General features: G+C 65.7%; 13 protein-coding genes. 9 read left to right on the plus strand and 4 right to left on the minus strand.

What is annotated here, in order from left to right:
• The first annotated feature begins 15 nt into the window (after nucleotides 1-15).
• The 3 genes from QNO10_RS07455 to QNO10_RS07465 are packed head-to-tail and all read left to right on the plus strand — an operon-like array spanning nucleotide 16 to nucleotide 4392.
• Nucleotides 16-2556 carry a DEAD/DEAH box helicase gene (locus QNO10_RS07455; protein ID WP_229948218.1) on the plus strand — a complete coding sequence of 847 codons (2541 nt, stop codon included), beginning with the start codon at nucleotides 16-18 and terminating at the stop codon, nucleotides 2554-2556.
• 10 nt (nucleotides 2557-2566) lie between these two features.
• Nucleotides 2567-3079, plus strand: coding sequence for a GNAT family N-acetyltransferase (locus QNO10_RS07460; RefSeq protein WP_229948214.1), 513 nt, complete (start codon nucleotides 2567-2569; stop codon nucleotides 3077-3079).
• Nucleotides 3076-4392 carry an alpha/beta fold hydrolase gene (locus QNO10_RS07465; RefSeq protein WP_229948212.1) on the plus strand — a complete coding sequence of 439 codons (1317 nt, stop codon included), beginning with the start codon at nucleotides 3076-3078 and terminating at the stop codon, nucleotides 4390-4392. The genes QNO10_RS07460 and QNO10_RS07465 overlap by 4 nt, the downstream gene beginning before the upstream one ends.
• Before the next feature lie 54 nt (nucleotides 4393-4446).
• Here QNO10_RS07465 and QNO10_RS07470 read toward each other — a convergent pair whose 3' ends face one another.
• From QNO10_RS07470 to coaE, 4 genes are all read right to left on the minus strand, one after another.
• Nucleotides 4447-4629 (minus strand): hypothetical protein, encoded by a 183-nt coding sequence (locus QNO10_RS07470; RefSeq protein WP_229948210.1) that lies wholly within the window; start codon nucleotides 4627-4629, stop codon nucleotides 4447-4449.
• The gene (locus QNO10_RS07475) at nucleotides 4592-5056 is read right to left on the minus strand and encodes a hypothetical protein (protein WP_229948207.1); all 465 of its coding nucleotides are present in this window, start codon (nucleotides 5054-5056) and stop codon (nucleotides 4592-4594) included. Before QNO10_RS07475 ends, QNO10_RS07470 begins: the two co-directional genes overlap by 38 nt.
• Nucleotides 5057-5104: 48 nt before the next feature.
• Entirely contained in the window at nucleotides 5105-7183 is a 2079-nt protein-coding gene (uvrB, locus tag QNO10_RS07480; RefSeq protein WP_229948205.1) for an excinuclease ABC subunit UvrB, read from the minus strand.
• Between the two features lie 83 nt (nucleotides 7184-7266).
• The gene (gene coaE, locus QNO10_RS07485) at nucleotides 7267-7887 is read right to left on the minus strand and encodes a dephospho-CoA kinase (RefSeq protein WP_331460329.1); all 621 of its coding nucleotides are present in this window, start codon (nucleotides 7885-7887) and stop codon (nucleotides 7267-7269) included.
• Nucleotides 7888-7943: 56 nt separating this feature from the next.
• Here coaE and QNO10_RS07490 point away from each other — a divergent pair, with 56 nt between their 5' ends.
• The 6 genes from QNO10_RS07490 (at nucleotide 7944) to QNO10_RS07515 (ending at nucleotide 14808) form a co-directional block, all read left to right on the plus strand.
• On the plus strand, nucleotides 7944-8621 hold the full coding sequence (locus QNO10_RS07490; RefSeq protein ID WP_229948203.1) for an IMPACT family protein: 678 nt from the start codon (nucleotides 7944-7946) through the stop codon (nucleotides 8619-8621).
• Complete coding sequence (locus tag QNO10_RS07495) at nucleotides 8614-9792, plus strand: class I SAM-dependent methyltransferase (protein ID WP_229948201.1); 1179 nt, start codon at nucleotides 8614-8616, stop codon at nucleotides 9790-9792. The genes QNO10_RS07490 and QNO10_RS07495 overlap by 8 nt, the downstream gene beginning before the upstream one ends.
• Before the next feature lie 301 nt (nucleotides 9793-10093).
• A complete protein-coding gene (locus tag QNO10_RS07500; RefSeq protein WP_229948898.1) occupies nucleotides 10094-11353 on the plus strand; it encodes an ABC transporter substrate-binding protein in 1260 nt (419 codons plus the stop codon).
• Between the two features lie 64 nt (nucleotides 11354-11417).
• A complete protein-coding gene (locus QNO10_RS07505) occupies nucleotides 11418-12422 on the plus strand; it encodes a carbohydrate ABC transporter permease (RefSeq protein ID WP_229948199.1) in 1005 nt (334 codons plus the stop codon).
• A 41-nt stretch (nucleotides 12423-12463) separates the two neighbouring features.
• Nucleotides 12464-13351 (plus strand): carbohydrate ABC transporter permease, encoded by an 888-nt coding sequence (locus tag QNO10_RS07510; protein ID WP_442860254.1) that lies wholly within the window; start codon nucleotides 12464-12466, stop codon nucleotides 13349-13351.
• The gene (locus QNO10_RS07515; protein ID WP_229948197.1) at nucleotides 13351-14808 is read left to right on the plus strand and encodes a GH1 family beta-glucosidase; all 1458 of its coding nucleotides are present in this window, start codon (nucleotides 13351-13353) and stop codon (nucleotides 14806-14808) included. The genes QNO10_RS07510 and QNO10_RS07515 overlap by 1 nt, the downstream gene beginning before the upstream one ends.
• The last annotated feature ends 58 nt before the right edge of the window (nucleotides 14809-14866 follow it).

A 14866-nucleotide genomic window follows, 5' to 3' on the forward strand; every position in this document is an offset into this window, starting at 1 on the left:
TAGTCTGGTATGGACATGAAACTTCTTGAACAGCTTGCCTCCGGCCCGTCCAGCACCCGCACCGTCGATCCCGATGAGACCTACACGTCCTTCCTGGAATGGGTCGAGAGCCGGGGCATGTCGCTGTACCCGGCGCAGGACGAGGCAGTGATGGAGCTGGTGACGGGCAACAACGTCATCCTCGCCACTCCCACCGGCTCCGGTAAGTCGATGGTGGCCATCGCAGCGCATTTCCATGCCATGGCGCACGACGAGCGCAGCTACTACACCGCCCCGATCAAGGCCTTGGTCTCGGAAAAGTTCTTCGCCCTGTGCGAGATCTTCGGCGCCGAGAACGTCGGCATGGTCACCGGCGACTCCTCGGTGAACAAGGACGCCCCGATCATCTGCTGCACCGCGGAGATCCTGGCCAACATCGCCCTGCGCGAGGGAGCGGACGCGGACCTGGGCACCGTCATCATGGACGAGTTCCACTTCTACTCCGATCCGCAGCGCGGCTGGGCCTGGCAGGTCCCGCTCCTGGAGCTGCCGCAGGCACAGTTCCTGCTGATGTCCGCCACCCTGGGTGACATGACCCGGATCGCGAACGAGCTCAGCGAACTCACCAACCGGGACACCGTCACCGTCTCCTCCGTGCAGCGTCCCATCCCGCTGCACTATTACTACGTGGAAACCCCGGTGCAGGAATCCCTCGAGGAACTCCTGGAGACCAAGCAGGTGCCCGTCTACGTGGTGCACTTCAGCCAGATCGAAGCCATTGACCGGGCGCAGGCACTGATGAGCATCAACGTCTGCACGCGGGAGGAAAAGGACCGGATCGCAGAGCTGATCGCCGGCTTCCGGTTTGCCCCCGGCTTCGGCAAGACCCTGAACCGGCTGGTCCGGCACGGCATCGGCGTGCACCACGCCGGCATGCTGCCCAAGTACCGGCGCCTGGTGGAACAGCTGGCCCAGGCCGGGCTGCTGAAGGTCATCTGCGGCACCGACACCCTGGGCGTGGGCATCAACGTGCCCATCCGCACCGTGCTGATCACGGCCCTGTCCAAGTACGACGGCACCCGCACCCGGCCCCTGAAGGTCCGGGAGTTCCATCAGATCGCCGGACGCGCGGGGCGGGCCGGGTACGACACGGCCGGGACCGTCGTCGTGCAGGCACCGGAACACGTGATCGAAAACGTCAAGGCCATGGCCAAGGCGCACGCGAAGTTCGGCGACGACCAGAAGAAGCTGCGCCAGGTGGTGAAGAAGAAGCCGCAGGCCGGTTTTGTCTCCTGGGGCAAGCCCAGCTTCGAGAAGCTGGTGGACGGCACCCCGGAGCCGCTGACCTCCAGCTTCAACATCACCCACTCCATGCTGCTGAACCTGCTGGAGCGCCCGGGCGATCCGTTTACCGCGGCCAAGAAGCTGTTGACCAACAACCATGAGAGCCGCGCCTCGCAGCTGGCCCTGATGAAGAAGGCCCTCAGTATCTACCGGGAGCTGAAGACCGCCGGCATTGTCGAGGTACTGCCGGAGCCCGACGCCGACGGCCGCACCGTCCGCCTGAAAGTGCACCTGCAGCCGAACTTTGCGCTGAACCAGCCGCTGTCTCCTTTTGCCATGGCCTCCCTGGAGATCCTGGATCCGGACAGCCCGTCCTACGCCCTGGACGTGGTGTCGGTGATCGAGGCGATCATGGAGAAACCGCGCCAGGTCCTCTCCGCCCAGGAGAAGAAGGCACGGGGCGAAGCCATCGCCGCCATGAAGTCGCAGGGCATCGAGTACGACGAGCGGATGGCCCTGCTGGAGGAGGTCACCTACCCGCAGCCGCTGGCGGAGCTGCTGGAGCAGTCCTTCGAGGTCTACCGCTCCGGTGCCCCGTGGCTCGGCGAATTCGAACTCAGCCCCAAGTCGATTGTGCGCGACATGTACGAGCGGGCCATGAGCTTCGGCGAGTACGTGCAGTTCTACTCACTGGCCCGCTCCGAAGGCGTGCTGCTGCGCTACCTGTCGGACACCTATAAGGCGCTGCTGCACACCGTTCCGCCGGAGCGGCTGCGCGAGGACCTCCAGGACATCATCGAATGGCTCGGCGAACTGGTCCGCCAGACCGACTCCTCGCTGCTGGACGAATGGGAAGAGCTCACCAACGGCGTCAACCCCGATGCCTCGAACGAACCGGTTCTCCCGCCGGTGCCCGACCGGTTGACCACCAATGTGCGGGCCTTCCGGGTCATGGTCCGCAACGAGATGTTCTCGCGGGTGAAGCTCTTCGCCGATGAGGATGACCGTGCCCTTGGGGAGCTCGACGGCGACGCCGGCTGGGACGCCGACCGCTGGGCGGAGGTCCTGGACGCCTACTTCGAAGAGCACGAAGACATTGACGACGGCCCCGACGGCCGCGGACCCAACCTGCTGATCATCAAGGAACTGCCCGGAAAATGGGAAGTCCGGCAGATCTTCAAGGACCCGGCCAACCACCTGGACTGGGGCATCACCGCGGAGGTGGACCTGGCCGCGTCTGACGAGGCGGGGAGCCCCGTCATCAAGGTGATCACCGCAGGCCGGCTGGATTAGGGTGGAGCCCATGCAGATCCGTCCCGCACGCCGGGAAGACGTTCCCGTCATCCTCGAGCTGATCCATGACCTGGCCATCTACGAGAAGGAGCCGCACGCGGTAAAGAACACCGTGGAGGCCCTGGAGGCGAACCTTTTCGGGGAGCACCCGGCTATCTTCGCCCATGTGGCCGAGGAGCGTGGAACGGTTCAGGGGTTTGCCCTCTGGTTCCTGAACTACTCCACCTGGGAGGGTGTGCACGGCATCTACCTGGAAGACCTCTACGTCCGTCCCGAGGCACGGGCAAGGGGCATCGGCAAGGCGCTGCTGCGGACTTTGGCGGAAACCGCCGTCGAGCGCGGCTACGCCCGGGTGGAGTGGTGCGTACTGAACTGGAACGAGCCGTCCATCCGCTTCTACAAGTCCCTCGGCGCCCTGCCGCAGGATGACTGGACCACCTTCCGGCTTACCGGCGGGGCGCTCGCCTCCTTTGGCGGCGCAGCAGAAACCGCCAACACAGCGGGAACGGAGGCGTCCGCATGAGTGTCCCGCACACCGCTTCGGCGCCCTATGACGTCCGCGGCATGCTGGTCACGGACCACCGCTTCACGGTCCCCCTGGACCATGCCGTGCCCGATGGCGGAAGCATCACCGTTTTTGCCCGCGAATACAGCGACGCAGAGCTGCCTGCCGGTGAGGTCGAGGACCTGCCGTGGCTGCTGTACCTGCAGGGCGGACCGGGCGGTAAGGGAAACCGGCTGCTGCAGTTCGGCGGCTGGACCAAGGCCGCAGCCAAGCACTTCCGCGTCCTCATGCTGGACCAGCGCGGTACCGGCCTCTCCACCCCCGCAGACCGCCAGACCCTTCCGCTGCGCGGGGACGCCGCTGCGCAGGCCGCATATCTCGCCCATTTCCGGGCGGACTCGATCGTGGCGGACGCCGAGCTCATCCGGGAGGCCCTCGGATCCGGACCGTGGAGCACCTACGGGCAAAGCTACGGTGGATTCTGTACGCTGACCTACTTGTCCTTCGCCCCAGAGGGACTGCGCGAATGCCTGGTGACCGGCGGGCTGGCACCGCTGGCCGGTCCCGCCGACCGGGTGTACGAGGCCACCTTCCGCCGGGTGGCCGCCCGCAACGCCGAGTACTTCTCCCGCTACCCGGAGGACCGGGAGCTCACCACCCGGATTGCCCGGCACCTGGAATCCGTACCGGAATACCTTCCCTCCGGGGAACGCCTGAGCGTCCGGCGCTTCCAGATGGCCGGCTCCTATCTGGGCGGCAACACCCGGGTGGACGGGCTGCATTACCTGCTGCAGGAAGCCTTTGTCCCCACCCCGGATGGGGAACGGCTTTCCGACACCTTCCTGGAATCGGTGCACGGGCTGGTCAGCCGGGCCGCAAATCCGCTGTACGCGGTGCTGCACGAGTCCATTTACGCCCAGGGGCAGGCCACCAACTGGGCCGCCGAACGCGTGCTGCAGTCCTTCCCCGCGTTTGAACCCACGGCACCCGAGCCGCTGTACACCGGTGAAATGGTTTACCCCTGGTACTTCGACGAGGACCCGGCGCTGGTTCCGCTGCGGGACACCGCCGAGCTGCTGGCGCGGAAAGCCGACTGGGGACCGCTGTACGACGCAGGGCAGCTGGCACGCAACACCGTGCCCGTGGCTGCCGCCGTTTACACGGACGATATTTATGTTGACCGGGACCTGTCGCTGGAGACCGCGGAAGCCGTCCGTGGACTGCAGGTCTGGGAAAGCGCCGACTTCCACCACGACGGTATTGCCGACGACGGCGAGGCCATTTTTGGGCGCCTGCTTGATATGGTCCGCGGCCAGGACACGCAGCAGTAAAAAAGGCAGGTCCCCGGCGTTTGCCGGGGACCTGCCTCGATGTCTTTGCGGCCGCTACAGCGGACGGTCAGCGAGTTTCCGCACCCATTCCGGGGTCGGCTTGCCGAGCTTGCGGTCGGTGGTGAGCCGGAGCCGTGCGGCGCGGATCTGCACCCGTTCGCGGTCACGGTCGTCGCGTTCAGCCTTGTCGGCGGGGGTCTTACCTCCGCGTGCCAGCGGCAGTGCTGCTGTTGTCATCGTCGGCCTCCTCCATTCCGGGTGCGCTCGTGATGGTTTCATTCTGGCTCATATCGCCGTTCGAGTCCACTATCGCCGTCAGCGGCCGCGCCCACGCAATGCTGATGATGGCCGCTTCCTCGGCCCCGGCGAGGTCGCTCTGGGCCAGCAGGTCCAGCACACCCAGGCCGGTTTCCTGCCGCCGGGGGTCGTCGGACAGGGAAGCCTCGATGGCCCACTGCGCCCTGGTCCACCATTCCGACCGCTGGTCGGCCTTCCGGCGCTGCTCCAGCGTCTTCCACCCCACGAAGAAGGTCAGGGCACCGGCCAGCAGGACGGCCAGGGGGCCGAGGGCAGCAACGATGTCCCACCAGGAGGTGGCACTCTCTGCCGGAAGCGCCTCAAGCGCCGGTGCTGCCGGCGGGACCGGCGGGGAGGTGAACTGCATGGTCCCACCGTAGCGCCGGCCACCGACATTTCCCGTGCCCGGACGTGCCTAGGCGTGCCCGGCGGACTGCATCTGCCGGAGTTCCTTCTTCAGGTCCCCCACCTCGTCGCGGAGGCGGGCAGCCAATTCGAACTGCAGCTCCGCGGCAGCGGCGTGCATCTGCTCGGTCATGGACGCAATCAGCGTGGTGAGGTCTTCCGCAGGAGCAGCGGCAAGGCCGTCCTTCCGGACCCCCTTGCCCTTGCCCTTCGTCTTCTGCTTGGCCGCCTCTGCCAGGAGGGCCTTGGTGTCGGCGTCCTCGCGGGCCAGCTGGTCGGTGATGTCCGCGATCTTCTTGCGCAGCGGCTGCGGGTCCACGCCGTGCTTCTTGTTGTACGCGACCTGGATCTCCCGCCGGCGGTTGGTCTCGTCAATGGCCTTGGCCATCGAGTCGGTAATCCGGTCCGCGTACATGTGCACCTCGCCGGACACGTTTCGGGCCGCACGGCCGATGGTCTGGATCAGCGAGGTGGAGGACCGCAGGAAGCCCTCCTTGTCGGCGTCGAGGATGCTCACCAGCGACACCTCGGGAAGGTCCAGGCCCTCACGGAGCAGGTTAATGCCGACCAGCACGTCGAAGGTGCCCATCCGCAGTTCGCGGAGCAGTTCCACGCGGCGCAGGGTGTCGACGTCGGAGTGCAGGTATTCCACCTTGACCCCGTGCTCCAGGAGGTAGCCGGTCAGGTCCTCGGCCATGCGCTTGGTCAGCGTGGTCACCAGGACGCGCTCGTCCCGCTCGGTGCGGGTGCGGATCTCCCCCAGCAGGTCATCGATCTGGCCCTTGCTGGGCTTCACGACCACCTGCGGGTCCACCAGGCCGGTGGGGCGGATGATCTGTTCCACGTAGCCGTCCGACTTGGACAGCTCGTATTTGCCCGGGGTGGCGGACATGTACACGGTCTGGCCGATCCGTTCCAGGAACTCGTCCCACTTCAGCGGCCGGTTGTCCATGGCGGAGGGCAGCCGGAAACCGTGGTCCACCAGGGTCCGCTTACGGGACATGTCGCCTTCGTACATGGCGCCGATCTGCGGGATGGTGACGTGGGATTCGTCCACCACCAGCAGGAAGTCGTCCGGGAAGTAGTCCAGCAGGCAGTGCGGGGCAGTGCCCGGCCCACGGCCGTCGATATGCCGCGAGTAGTTCTCGATGCCGTTGCAGAAGCCCATCTGCTGCATCATTTCCAGGTCATAGGTGGTGCGCATCCGCAGCCGCTGGGCTTCCACCAGCTTGTTCTGCGATTCCAGCTCCTTCAGCCGCACCTGCAGCTCATCCTCGATCTGCCGGATGGCCCGGTGCATCCGGTCCTCGCCGGCCACGTAGTGCGACGCCGGGAAAACGTACATTTCGTTCTCTTCGTGGATGACGTCCCCGGTCAGCGGATGCAGCGTGTAGATGTTCTCGATCTCGTCGCCGAAGAACTCGACACGGATGGCGTTTTCCTCGTACATCGGGATGATCTCGACGGTGTCGCCGCGCACGCGGAAGGTTCCGCGGTGGAAGTCCATGTCATTGCGGACGTACTGCATGGCTACGAACCGGCGCAGCAGGTCGTCACGGTTCATCTGCTGCCCGCGGCGCAGGGTCACCATCGCCTCGATGTACTCTTCCGGGGTGCCCAGCCCGTAGATGCAGGACACCGTTGCCACCACGATCACGTCCCGGCGCGTCAGCAGCGCGTTCGTGGCCGAGTGGCGCAGGCGCTCAACTTCCTCATTGATCGAGGAGTCCTTCTCAATGAAGGTGTCTGTCTGCGGGACGTACGCTTCCGGCTGGTAGTAGTCGTAGTAGGAGACGAAGTACTCCACCGCGTTGTTGGGCAGCAGCTCGCGGAACTCATTGGCCAGCTGCGCGGCCAGGGTCTTGTTCTGCACCATCACCAGCGTGGGCCGCTGCACCTGCTCGACGAGCCAGGCCGCCGTCGCGCTCTTACCGGTACCGGTGGCACCGAGGAGGACTATGTCCTTCTCGCCGGCGTTGATCCGCTCGGCCAGTTCCTTGATGGCGGTGGGCTGGTCACCGGCGGGCTTGTAGTCACTAATGACCTCAAACGGTGCCACTACTCTCTTGATGTCCTGCGCAAGACTCATGCCTATAAAACTACTCCGCTCCACGGACAGCCACGGTCCGCTTTGCTAGGGGCTGAACGCGGAATAAGGCTGCTGTCCGGGTTCTACTGCGCAGCCTGCGTCCGGGCCTCGTTCATCGGCACCAGCCGGGTCTCCCAGAGTTCCCGTACGGCGGCGGCCAGTTCCCGCGGAGTGCCGGTGTTGTGCAGTACGACGTCGGCCGCCTCGGCCCGCTGTTCCGGTGAGGCCTGCGCGGCGATCCGGGCCCGTGCGGCGTCCGGTTCCATTCCCCGGTTGCGGACCATGCGTTCGAGCCGGGCCTCCTCGGGGGCCTCGACCACGAGGACAAAATCGAAGTTCTCCGCCTGTCCGGTCTCCACCAGCAGGGGAATGTCCTGGACCAGGATCCCGTCGGACGGCACCTCGGCTGCCAGTTCGGCGGCACGGGCGCGGACCAGAGGATGGACGATGCCGTTCAGCACCTCCCGGCGTCCGGCGTCGGCGAAGACGACGGCGGCCAGCGCCGGCCGGTCCAGGGATCCATCCGCGGACAGAATGCCCGGGCCGAACGCGTCGACGACGGCGGCAAGACCGGGTGTTCCCGGCTCCACCACTTCACGGGCCAGCGCATCCGCATCCACCAGCACGGCACCGCACTCCTGGAGCGTCCGGGCCACCAGGGATTTTCCGGCAGCGATCCCGCCGGTGAGTCCAACCTTGAGCATGCCCCCAGCCTACCGCTGCCGCAAAGGACGGCGGCGGCGGCCACTAGAATGGACAGGTGAGCGATATTGACGCGGCGGCGGGGCGCTACACCACCATCGCTGCCGAGCACCGCTCCGAACTCGACATCAAGCGCTCACGCTTCATCACGGTGCTCCGGCGCACTGAGACCGAAGAAGAGGCGCGCTCCCTGGTGGCGGACCTGCGCCGCGAATTCCACGACGCCCGGCACCACTGCAGCGCGTTCGTGCTGGGACCGGGACGGGAAATCCAGCGCTCGAACGACGACGGCGAACCCTCCGGCACGGCCGGCATCCCGATGCTGGAAGCGCTGACCAAGCGCGAAACCTTTTCCGGGGCCACCGATCTCAGCGACATCACCGCGGTGACCGTGCGTTACTTCGGCGGCATCCTGCTCGGCGCCGGCGGACTGGTGCGCGCCTACTCCGAGTCTGTCTCCTCCGCCCTCTCCGGTGCTCCCCTGCTCCTCCGCCGCCGGATGCGGCTGTACGGCATTCCCGCGGGACACTCCGCGGCGGGCCGCCTGGAAAACGAGCTCCGGACTGCGGGCGTCAGCGTGCTGGGCACGGATTATTCGGCCGCCGGAGCATCCATCCGGGTGGCCCTGCCGGACATCCCCGACGCGCTGGATGCCTTCCACGCCCGGCTCGCATCACTGACCGCCGGAGCCTCCGATCCGGTCCCCCTAGGAACAGAATGGATTGACCGTGACTGACCCAGCACCGGGCGGGACCAAATTCGATGTTGCCCGCCTCCGCCGCCGGCCCGATGTGGAGGCCCCCAATCTGCAGGCGTGGGACGCTGCGGACCTCCTCCTGCTCGACACCGCCGCAGCGGACCTCTCGGCGGCAGCACTGGCGACGAACCCCGGGCAGCCCGGCGTCGCTGTCATCGGTGATTCCTACGGCGCGCTGACGCTCGGCGCCGCAGCCCGCCACGGGCTTCGTGGACTCCGGGTCCACCAGGATCCGCTGAGCGGCGAGCAGGCACTGGATGCCAACGCCGCGGACCTGGGACTGCCGGGGGTTTACACCCATCATCCCCTGGCCGCTCCGCTGGTCGACGGCGCCCGGGTAGTGCTGCTGCGGCTCCCCCGGTCATTGGCCGCATTGGAGGCGATCGCCGCCCTGATCGCCGGGCATGCCGCTCCGGACGTCGCGGTGTACGCCGGCGGGCGGGTCAAGCACATGACCACTGCCATGAACGATGTCCTGGCGCGCTACTTCGGAACGGTCACGGCAGGGCTGGGCCGGCAGAAGTCGCGGGTGCTGACAGCCTCCGCACCGCTGCCCCGGGACCGGCGTCCCGCAGACCGGTTCCCGGTGTCCCAGCGGCACGACGTCGGCCTGGCCCGGCCGCTCGAGCTCCAGGCGTACGGTGCCGCCTTCGGCGGCGCGGCACTGGATCCCGGCACGCGGTTCCTGCTGCCCCATCTGGCCTCCGCCCGCGCTGTGGACCATGCCGTGGATCTGGGCTGCGGCACCGGAGCGATAGCTGCGTACCTTGCCCTGACCCGCCCGGGACTCCGGGTGCTGGCGACGGACCAGTCGGCGGCAGCCGCAGCCTCCGCCGCCCGCACCCTGGAGGCCAACGGTGTGGCGGACCGCGCCGTCGTCACCCGGGCCGATGCGCTGGGCCCACTCCCCGACAGTTCCGAACAGCTCATTGTCCTCAACCCGCCCTTCCACATCGGCGCCGCCGTCTACGCAGGCATCGCCTTGAAGCTTTTCGCCGATGCCGGGCGCGTCCTTGAGCCCGGCGGGGAACTCTGGACGGTCTGGAACAGCCACCTCATGTACAAGCCCGCCTTGACCCGGCTTGTCGGCCCGACACGCGAGGTGGCCCGCAACCCGAAATTCACGGTGACCGTGAGCACGAGGCGCTAAGGTACCACCGGCAGGGCACGTCCGGCCGGGCGTGCGGGAATCTCCAGAGAGCGCTCTCTTGACAGTGGCGCACATCACACCTAGCCTGAAGTCGACGTCGAGAGAGCGCTCTCTCAGTCTCGGCTCCCTCTCGCTGGAAGTCCGCTGTTCCCCATCTCCCGCTTATGTCGGATCTAGCCATCAAAGCAGTCGGCACGGTCTACCAACCGGGACTATTACCGCTTTACCCACACACAAAGGAGTGACCGTGAAGAATTTCCGACATCCCGCGGCGGCGATTGCAGGTGCCGCAGTTGTGGCCATGCTGGCCGTAGGCTGCGGCGGCGGCGACAGCGAAGCCGCAAGCGAAGACAATCCCCTCGAACTGACCGTCACCACTTTCGGAACGTTCGGCTATGACGATCTCTATGCCGAATACGAGGAAGCCAACCCCGGCATCGACATCAAGGCGAACAATATCGACCGCGGTGCCAATGCGCAGACCGATCTCTTCACCAAGCTGGCTGCCGGTTCCGGCGTCAGCGACGTGGTCGCCCTCGAGGAAGGCTGGCTCGGCGCGGTCATGGACGTCTCCGAGGAGTTCGTGGACCTCAAGGAGTACGGCGCCGAGGACATCAAGGACAACTGGGTGGACTGGAAGTACAAGCAGGGCACCGACTCAGAAGGCCGCGTCATCGGCTACGGAACCGACATCGGCCCGCAGGGCCTGTGCTACAACGGCAAGCTTTTCGAAGCCGCCGGCATGCCCAGTGACCGCGAGTCCGTAGCGGAACTCTTCGGCGGAGACGACGCCACGTGGGACACCTACTTCGAGCTTGGTAAGCAGTACAACGAGAAGACCGGCCAGGCCTGGTACGACCAGTCCGGCTTTGTCTGGAACTCCATGGTGAACCAGATGGAGGAGGGCTACTACACCAAAGACGGTGAACTGAACATCGAGGGCAACGACGCGATGAAGGAGCAGTTCCTGCAGCTTGCCGCCGGTACCCAGGCCGGCCTTTCGGCCAACGAAACCAAGTGGGACTGGGGCACCGGCAAGGCCTTCACCGACGGCTCCTTCGCCACCTTCGTCTGCCCGGGCTGGATGCTGGGCACCATCCAGGAACAGCTGGAGTCGGCCGGCGGCGGCGAGGATTCGGGCTGGGACTTTGCCGACGTCTTCCCCGGTGGCGCCTCCAACTGGGGCGGCGCGTTCCTTGCCGTTCCTGAAACCTCCGAGCACAAGGAAGAAGCAGCGGCGCTGGCAGCTTGGCTCACTGCTCCGGAGCAGCAGGTGAAGCAGTCCGCGGCAGCGAACAACTTCCCGAGCACCATCGAAGCGCAGGAGCAGCTGGCCGAGGAAGCCACGCCGAATCCCATGTTCAATAACGCTCCCACCGGAGCCATCCTGGCTAACCGGGCCGAAGGCGTGGTTGCCCAGTTCAAGGGCCCGGACGATTCGGTCATCCAGGAAAAGGTCTTCGGCGTAGCCCTGACCCAGCTTGATGCGGGCAAGGTCGACGGCGAAGGTGCCTGGAAGGAAGCAGTTCAACTCCTGAACGAGCTGGTCGTCAAGGACTAGCACCTATCGGAACGCGGGGCCCCCGGGATTCCGGGGGCCCCCCGGATGGACTGTGAGAATCGATATGACCGTAACCGTCAAGCCTCCCGCTGCTGCAGCGCCGCCTGAGCAAAAGACCAAACTTACCTTTCGGCAGCGGCTCAACGTCTGGGACGTCAAAGCCTCCCCCTACTTGTACATTTCGCCGTTTTTCCTGCTCTTCGCCCTCGTGGGCCTGTTTCCCCTGGTCTACACGTTCTGGGTTTCGCTGCACGACTGGCACCTCCTGAAAGGGCAGGGCGACTTTGTCGGCCTGGGAAACTTCGCCGAGGTCCTCCGGGACCGCTTCTTCTGGAATTCGCTGTTCAACACGATAAGCATCTTCCTGCTCTCCGCAATTCCGCAGCTGGTCGGCGCACTCGTGATCGCCGCTGTCCTGGACCAGAACATCCGCGCCAAGACGTTTTGGCGCATGAGCATCCTGCTCCCCTACGTGGTCACACCCGTGGCCGTAGCCCTGATCTTCACGAACATGTTCAACGAGCAGCACGGGCTCATCAACAGCGTGCTGGGCAACTTCGGTATTGATCCGATCATGTGGCGGACGGAAACCCTTCCGAGCCATATTGCCGTGGCCTCCATGGTCAACTGGCGGTGGACGGGCTACAACGCCCTGATCCTCCTGGCAGCCATGCAGGCAGTCCCGCGCGACATTTACGAATCCGCCGCAATCGACGGTGCCGGAGCCATCCGCCGGTTCTTCAGCATCACCCTCCCGAGTATCCGCCCGACCATGATCTTCGTGGTCATCACCTCCACCATCGGCGGCCTGCAGATCTTCACGGAGCCGCGCCTCTTCGACCCGACGTACGCCGGCGGACCGGAGCGGGAATTCCAGACCACCGTCCTTTACCTGTGGGAAATGGCGTTCCAGCGGCAGGACTTCGGTGCAGCGTCGGCTATCGCCTGGCTGCTGTTCCTGATCATCATTCTTTTCGGAATCCTCAATCTGCTGCTGTCCCGGCGGATCGCGTCATCCGAGGCCAGGCGGTCCCGCCGCCGGCCGGCAGCTGAAGGGAAGCACCAGTGAGCATCGCCCAGCAGAAAAACGCCGCCGCCGGGGCACCCGGCGTGGCCGCCACCGGGACCGCGTCCCGGGAACCACGCCGCGGACCGGCGCTGCGGCACCGCATTTTCGGAAACGGCCTCCGCCCTGGATACCTGACCTACGGGCTGCTGCTCGCGTTCTTCATCGGTTCCTCGTATCCGTTGTGGTGGTCCGCCGTCGTCGGCAGCCGGAGCAATGCGGCGCTGAGCCTGAAATGGCCGCCGCTGCTCCCGGGCGGAAACTTCTGGACCAACGTGGCCGAAGTGATCGACTCCATTCCGTTCTGGACCGCCCTGTGGAACAGCGTGCTGATTTCCACCATCATCACCGTTTCAGTGGTGACGTTCTCCACGTTGGCCGGCTACGCATTCGCGAAGCTCCGGTTCCGCGGGAACAACGGGCTGATGATTGCCGTGGTGGCGACCATGGCGATCCCCACCCAGCTCGGAATCATTCCGCTGTTTATGCTCATGCGGACCTTCGGGTGGACCGGTGAAATCGGCGCGGTGATCGTCCCGACGCTCGTTACGGCCTTCGGTGTGTTCTTCATGCGCCAATACCTCGTGGACGTCATCCCGGACGAGCTGATCGAATCGGCCCGGATGGACGGGGCCAACATGATCAAGACCTTCTGGCATGTGGCACTGCCGGCGGCGAGGCCAGCCATGGCGATCCTCGGCCTCTTTACATTCATGTCCGCCTGGACGGACTTCCTGTGGCCGCTGCTGGTGCTGGACGCCGGCAACCCCACCCTCCAGACGGCACTCAGCCAGCTGCAGTCCAACCGGTACACGGACTACTCCGTGGTGCTGACCGGTGCCGTACTGGCAACCATTCCCCTGCTCATCCTTTTCGCAGTGGCAGGCAAACAACTTATATCCGGAATTATGCAGGGAGCAGTGAAGGGCTAATGACGATCAACACCCCGGAGTGGACCAATTTCCCGGCTGGCTTTATCTGGGGATCCGCCACTGCGGCAGCCCAGGTTGAAGGCGCGGCACTGGAGGACGGCAAGGAAGATTCTGTCTGGGATGCCTTTGCCCGCGTCCCCGGCAACGTTCGAAACGCGGATACCCCGGCAACGGCAGTGGACCATTACCACCGGATGCCCGCCGACGTCGCCCTGATGAAGGACCTGGGGCTGGACTCCTACCGGTTCTCCACCAGCTGGGCACGGGTTCGCCCGGGCGACCGCGGCACCAATGCCAAGGGGCTGGATTTCTACTCCCGGCTGGTGGACGAACTGCTGGGCGCGGGAATCCTGCCCTGGCTCACCCTTTACCACTGGGACCTTCCGCAGGCCCTGGAAGAAAAGGGCGGCTGGGCCAACCGCGACACTGCCTACCGTTTCGCCGAATATGCGAATGATGTCTACTCCGCCCTGGGCGACCGGGTCCAGCACTGGACCACGTTCAATGAGCCCTTCTGCTCTTCGCTGCTGGGCTACGGCTCCGGGGTCCATGCTCCAGGCCGGCAGGAACCACGCGCGGCCATCGCTGCGGTACACCACCAGCACCTTGCCCACGGCCTCGCCGTGGCCGAACTCCGCAGCCGGGGCGCCCAGCAGCTGGGCATCACCTTGAACCTGAGCAACTCGATCCCCCGTAATCCCTCCGATCCGGTGGACCTGGAAGCGGCCCGGCTCTTTGATTCGCTGCAGAACCGGATTTTCCTGGACCCCATCCTCCGCGGTGCCTATCCGGAGGATTCGCTGAAGGACCTTGAGCCCTTCGGCCTGGCCGAGGTCATCGAGCCGGGAGACCTGGACATCATCTCCGCCCCCATCGACTTCCTCGGCGTGAACCACTATCACGATGACCTCATCAGCGGCCATCCGGACACCTCGGGATCCGACGGCCACTCGGGCGGGTCCGGCCGGAAGGCTGTGTCCCCGTGGATCGGCGCCGAGCACATCACGTTCCCGAGCCGGGGCCTGCCCCGTACTGCCATGGACTGGGAGGTCAACCCCGACGGGCTGCGCACGCTCCTGCTCCGTCTGGGTGAGGAGTACCCGGCGCTGCCGCCGCTGTACATCACCGAAAACGGGGCGGCTTACGACGACGTCGTCAGCGCGGACGGCAGCGTGCCGGACGCCGAACGCACCGGGTTCATCCTGGACCACATCAACGCGGTGGGGCAGGCCATCGACGCCGGTGCTGACGTCCGCGGCTACTTCGTGTGGTCGCTGATGGACAACTTTGAGTGGTCCTGGGGATACAGCAGGCGTTTCGGCATTGTCCGGGTCGACTATGACACCCAGGAACGTACCGTCAAGGACAGCGGCCATGCGTACAGCCGGGTGATTGCCGCCGCCAAGCGTACGGGTATCCAGCCGCTTGAAACAGCATCGACCGTGCCGGTTGTCTGACTGGCCGTAAACTGGGTTCCGGCCGGCATTTTCCGCCGTCTGGAACCGAACGCAGCAC

Origin of the sequence: Arthrobacter sp. zg-Y919 (genome assembly GCF_030142045.1) — a bacterium.
In the GTDB taxonomy this organism is placed as follows: Bacteria; Actinomycetota; Actinomycetes; order Actinomycetales; family Micrococcaceae; genus Arthrobacter_B.